Below are 5,517 nucleotides of genomic sequence, written 5' to 3'. Positions count from 1 at the left end.
ATTTGCCTGGAGTCAAGACCTGATCTCTTCAGATCCGACTCACGACTCCCGACTCCCGACTCCCGACTCCCGACTCCCGACTCCCGACTCCCGACTCCCGACTCCCGACTCCCGACTCCCGACTCCCCTACTCCCTACTCCCTACTTCGGTACGGACCAAGAACGCACGTGACCTAAGGTAACGGGAACTAGATCAATCACATCAATGGTGAAGCGATAGATTTTCTTGGCTCTGCGACCATTGTCTGGGTCAAAGAACTTCAGTTTTACATCCCAACAGTTGCTATCATAACGACAGAAGGGACTCTTCTCTACTTCAATACTATGGAGTTCCATGCCTATAGCTACCGCTTCGGAAATACTTTCGGCGGCTTGAAAGGCATTAATAGCGGCATAGTTGATAGCGCGATCGCGGTCAGCTTGTCCTAAGTTCCGTAGATCATAATAGACCCGATGTAGAAATGCCGTCAAAGACTTCCGCATTGCGGCTTCATCAGCATTCTGCTGTTCCTGACGAACCGCCTCAATGGCATTATCCACTAAGGTGTTGATTGTCCAGCCGTACATGCCCCGGGGACTATAAAGCTTCAACACCGGCAGCTCTTGTCCAGAGAAGAGTTTGACGGTTTTCCGGCTCAACCGTCCCGCCATACTCACCCGTTCTATATACTCATCATCATTTTCTGGCAATGCCTCACTGGCCAGCATATCCTGCAAGGTGGCGTAAGTATCATCGGCAAATGCCCCCACCGGTTCCAGGGCATAAATGGGCGTCAGTTCTAGGTTCAAGGTCCAAATTAACGACTTGGCTTCATAGAGATTCTGACCCAGATAATCTCCCATTTGCCTGGCATCGTAGGGGTTGGGGGGAACCATTACCCCGTTGACCTCTACCGGTGGCATTAACTGCTTAAAGGAATCCCGCCTTGCTTCCGTGCCGAAATCATACCCCACCGTTCCCATCACATAGACCAGGTTTGAAGCAGCACTGGGCACAATATTATTCGCTGCTGTAGTATTAGCAGTGATATTATCAGCAGTGATATTATTAGCAGTGATATTATTAGCGCTAACCCCATCAGAAGAGGATAAGGTTAATTGATTTTCTGTTCCTGTTTCCGTTAATTCTTCTCCACTATTCCCGATTCCCGATTCCCGATTCCCTGTTCCCGATTCCCGATTCCCGATTCCCGATTCCCGATTCCCGATTCCCGATTCCCGATTCCCGATTCCCGATTCCCGATTCCCGATTCCCGATTCCCGATTCCCTTCCTTAGACGATATAAAAACAATCGTACTTTTATCCTCTGAGCCTTGACTGGTAATCTCTGACTCTTCACCTTTGGCGGCTAATTCTTGTCCAGTAATTAACTCAAAGGCACCGGCAATATTAACCTTGCCCAGCAAACAGCGTTCCGGTTCTTCTACTTCTTCCGGGTCGCAGGGAATGGCACTATTGGTAATAGCAGCACGAATGGCTTCCGCATCGGGAGCTGCCCCTTGTTGTAATTGCAAACTCATTAACAAGGCGGAAATTCCGGTAATTACCGGAGCCGCACAACTGGTTCCTTTTTTCCGCACGGCTTCATCGGTTCCCGGTTGTGCCCCCAGAATATTTTCTCCGGGAGCCAGCACCCCTTGTTTGGCATACTGGCCACCGAAGTTACTGAACTTGGCCGGTTGACCATTATCTTTGTAGGCTCCAACGGTGAGTACTCCTGGCAAAACTGCCGGAATACACCAACATTCCCCTTTATCATTACCACCAGGGGCAACCACCAGAACGTTATTATCCTGGGCTTGACGCACTGCTTTTTCCAACAGTTCATGGGCGACACCGGATTGGGTGGGGTGACAGGCGGCGCAGTGAATAATATTTGCTCCCAGTTCCAAGGCTTGATTAAAGGCATGAACTAGGTTCAGGGGGTTGATGAAGTTCTCCCCATCCCGAGCAATGGGGATATTAATGCCTCGGCAACCAGGGGCAATCCCTTCAACGGGAGAGCCTGGTTGTCCAAAAATGGTACTGGAAATATGGGTGGCATGGAAATCGCAGAAAATCCGATGACGAATCCGGTCGTCCGGAATAGCGGCTTCTAGTTTTTCTTTTTTGGTGTCGTCGTCAAAGTCATCTAACTGATCAATGTCTCGGAAGACTTTAATCAGATCCGGGTCAATGACCAGTTCTTGTGACCAAAAGGGGGTTATTCGACTCAGCTTTGCCCCCTGGAAACAGGCTCGGTCTAAGTCTACTGAACCATCTAATACTGCGATCAGAAGGCGAGAATCACCGGTGGTGTGGGTTTGGAGTTCCGTGAAGCCGGGGAGGGTGGAGAGGTCGGGCATTTGTTTTTAAGGTTATGGATGGGGAGTGGGGAGATGGGGAATCGGGAGTCGGGAGTCGGGAGTCGGGAGTGGGGAGTGGGGAGTGGGGAATCGGGAGTCGCGGATAATTTTAACAGAAGCAACGGGCAAGATGCCCATTCCACTAAGATTCCTATTTCACCAAGATGGCTATTCTACCATCAAGATGCCTATGCCATCAAGATGCCCGTTCCCGCCAAATATTACCATCAACTAGTCACACATTGACTATCTACTCCTCCCGATTCCCGATTCCCGATTCCCGATTCTAATTGGGTATTGGTGGGCATTGCCTATTTAATTGCTCGCCGTTCAATAAAGATAATTTTCAGCAATGCCCACCCTACAAGTATCCCGATTCTTACCATCAAATACTCAGAAATTCGGTATTGGTGGGCATTGCCTATTTAATTGCTCGCCGTTCAATAAAGATCATTTTCAGCAATGCCCACCCTACAAGTATCCCGATTTTAAATTCTTAATTCTTAATTCTTAATTCTTAATTCTTAATTCTTAATTCTTAATTCCCGATTCCCCTATTTAAAACGAAAAACCCCAATAGCTGGGGTTTCTCTATCGGAATCACAACATTTGTCAAAAAAGTCTCACCAGGGCAAGCATCGAGCAAAAACCATGCCGTGCCAGGTAACGGAAGACCCGGAATTAGCAAGGGTTTCCCGCAAATTTATCGCGGCCAATCGACCGCCCAGCAATGAAAAAAAAGACTTTTGACATAATTTCAGAAAACTGTGATAGAGTAGCCTTAATCCTCCCCGTCCCCCGCAAAAGGATAACCAGGGACATCGTGATGTGATGGGGTTATTGCGCCCAACACATGCCCCATGCCCTCAGTCAGGGCTGTTTCTTCCAAGCCGGGGATGGGCTTAGCGGTGGTGGAACGTACGATGGGAGATTTTTGGCCTGGGAGTAACTTTTTCTTTCCCATTTTTATGAATGCTCCTGTTATATTTTGTTGGTTACAGGGTTTAGAATACCATTGGGTAAGGGCGGGGAGTCAAGGGGGGTTTACAATTGTTTACAGTGGGGAATTAAGAATTAAGAATTGAGAATTTAGAATTGGGAATCGGGAATCGGGAGTCGGGAGTCGGGAGTCGGGAGTGGGGTAGAATTTTAACGGGAGCGACCGGCAAGATGTTTGTTCTACAAAACTAATAGCAGCCACGGGCAAGATGCCCGTGCCACGAAACTTTGAACAGCCACTAGAAAAAAGACTTTTGATACAATTTGCCGCTTGTTTAGATCGACTAATTCTTACTCAGCATCGTCCCCTCCCGCGAAAGCCTAACTCTCTGTCTCTCTTGGCGGCGAAGCGAAAGCCAGATAACTCTACCAGCGAGCGATGGGCTTCCCCTGCCCATCCTGTAGTCAGCGGAGCTTCCGACAAGCCGGGGATAGGCTTGGCGGTGGTGGAACGTAGGATGGGACCTTTTTTGCTAGGCAAGAGTTTCTTTTTTCCCATTTTTCTTAGGCTCCTCTTTATTTTTAGTTATTTCTAGTGGTTAGAATACCCTTGGATAAGGGCGGGGAGTCAAGGGGAATGGGGAGTTGGGAATGTAGAATGTAGAATTAAGAATTAAGAATTGGGAATCGGGAGTAGGGAGTCGGGAATCGGGAATCAGGAGTCGGGAGGAGGAAGGGTGGGGAGTTGGGGTGATGGGGTGATGGGGTGATGGGGAGTATTGGAGTCAAGCAGCAACAGGCAAGGTGTTGGTGGGCATTGCTATTTAATTGCTCGTCGTTCAATAAAGATCATGTTCAGCAATGCCCACCCTACGAGTATTTATGCGATCTACTACGAGCAAGGTGTTGGTGGGCATTGCCTATTTAATTGCTCGCCGTTGAATGGCTGATCATGTTCAGCAATGCCCACCCTACGAGTATTTATGCGATCGCTTAGCACGATTACTTTGACAATCAGTCAGTCTACTTTTCTTTAACTCGTCACACATTGACTATCTACTCCGACTGATTCCCGATTCCCGATTCCCGATTCCCGATTCCCGACTCCCGATTCCCTATCTCCCTACTCCCTTTTCCCTGTTCCCTGTTCCCTACTCCCTCTTGTAAAACCCCTAACACAGTGCCTAGATCTCCGGATAATAAGGCGGATTTCGCCAGGCACAAACCAGGGAAAATTGTTGAAGTGAGAATGCCTGATTGATCAGGTTGCAAGGCAATATATTTCCCCTCTTGTAAACAGAACCAATCCAATTCTTGGTCATACACTCGCCAGACCAAATACTCCTGCACCTGATTACGGCGATAGACATTAAATTTTTGGTGTAGATCATAAGAGGCGCTACTGGCGGCAATTTCAACAATCAGTTCCGGTGCCCCTTCGACATAGTCGTCGTTGCTGATCGTAGATTGTCCATTTTCCTCAATGCGCAGCAGAGCATCGGGTTGGACTTCGTTGTCAGCATCTAGACCCACGGTAGAGTTATTCAAAACTTCTACACCAGTAGTAACCGCTTCGTAGGCAACCAGCCATCCCATAATGTGAGCATGGGGTTTACCGTGAGCTTTAGCATGAACAGCAGGAGTCATATACACACATCTTTCTATTAATTCAGCTTTTTTGATCTCGGGCATAGCGGCGTAGCGCTGCTCAAATTCAAAACGGGTGAGTGTGTCGCCGTTTTCCAGGGGGGGTATGGTTAAGGGTAGGGTAGAAATAGTCATGGGATTTACTATCAGTTAGAGCTTGTAGGGTGGGCAAAAAAAGTTGGGTTCTTTTGACTATTATAGATAATATAATTTTGCCCACCTTACTTGAATTCAGATTTTTTTTTACACTTAATTTCCTCTAAGTTGTACCTTGTAGGGTGGGCAAAAAAAGTTGGGTTTAAATCAGTATTGTAGAGAATGAAACTTTGCCCACCCTACTTAAATTATTTGTACTGTTCGCGTAGCGTGGGCGTAGCGCATTAGCTGACAGCTGATCGCTTAGAGGTTGTCTGAGAAGTCTCATTTGCTACATCCAAGCCCCCTAAATCCCCCAATTTTGATACCGCTGGCCAAATTAATATTTGTTTACACATAGGTCAACCGGTCGGCGCAAGAGCAGCAAAACGAGAACATCGGGTAGCTGCAAATGGAACTCCCTGGCACCAATTAACCAAACGCACAATA

7 protein-coding genes are annotated in these 5,517 nt (G+C 47.7%); 2 read left to right on the top strand and 5 right to left on the bottom strand.

Annotation, left to right across the window (positions count from 1 at the left end; genetic code table 11):
* Window positions 1–141: 141 nt before the first annotated feature.
* Window positions 142–2,346 carry a PatA/PatG family cyanobactin maturation protease gene (locus F6K46_RS37880; RefSeq protein WP_293118002.1) on the bottom strand — a complete coding sequence of 735 codons (2,205 nt, stop codon included), beginning with the start codon at window positions 2,344–2,346 and terminating at the stop codon, window positions 142–144.
* Between the two features lie 12 nt (window positions 2,347–2,358).
* Window positions 2,359–2,484: a hypothetical protein gene (locus tag F6K46_RS37875; protein ID WP_293068436.1), complete on the bottom strand. Its 126-nt coding sequence runs from the start codon at window positions 2,482–2,484 to the stop codon at window positions 2,359–2,361.
* 26 nt (window positions 2,485–2,510) lie between these two features.
* Here F6K46_RS37875 and F6K46_RS37870 point away from each other — a divergent pair, with 26 nt between their 5' ends.
* Window positions 2,511–2,636 (top strand): hypothetical protein, encoded by a 126-nt coding sequence (locus F6K46_RS37870; protein WP_293068433.1) that lies wholly within the window; start codon window positions 2,511–2,513, stop codon window positions 2,634–2,636.
* Between the two features lie 319 nt (window positions 2,637–2,955).
* Complete coding sequence (locus tag F6K46_RS37865; protein WP_293068430.1) at window positions 2,956–3,096, top strand: hypothetical protein; 141 nt, start codon at window positions 2,956–2,958, stop codon at window positions 3,094–3,096.
* Between the two features lie 31 nt (window positions 3,097–3,127).
* On the opposite strand, the gene F6K46_RS37860 is transcribed toward F6K46_RS37865, so the two are convergent.
* From F6K46_RS37860 to F6K46_RS37850, 3 genes are all read right to left on the bottom strand, one after another.
* Window positions 3,128–3,310, bottom strand: coding sequence for a cyanobactin class RiPP (locus tag F6K46_RS37860; RefSeq protein ID WP_293068428.1), 183 nt, complete (start codon window positions 3,308–3,310; stop codon window positions 3,128–3,130).
* 641 nt (window positions 3,311–3,951) lie between these two features.
* Complete coding sequence (locus F6K46_RS37855; protein ID WP_293019717.1) at window positions 3,952–4,128, bottom strand: hypothetical protein; 177 nt, start codon at window positions 4,126–4,128, stop codon at window positions 3,952–3,954.
* Between the two features lie 213 nt (window positions 4,129–4,341).
* Window positions 4,342–5,067, bottom strand: coding sequence for a Uma2 family endonuclease (locus F6K46_RS37850; RefSeq protein WP_293068422.1), 726 nt, complete (start codon window positions 5,065–5,067; stop codon window positions 4,342–4,344).
* Window positions 5,068–5,517 lie beyond the last annotated feature (450 nt).

The organism is Moorena sp. SIO3E8, assembly GCF_010692445.1.
Classification (GTDB): domain Bacteria; phylum Cyanobacteriota; class Cyanobacteriia; order Cyanobacteriales; family Coleofasciculaceae; genus Moorena; species Moorena bouillonii.
This window is presented reverse-complemented; position numbering and strand designations above follow the sequence as displayed.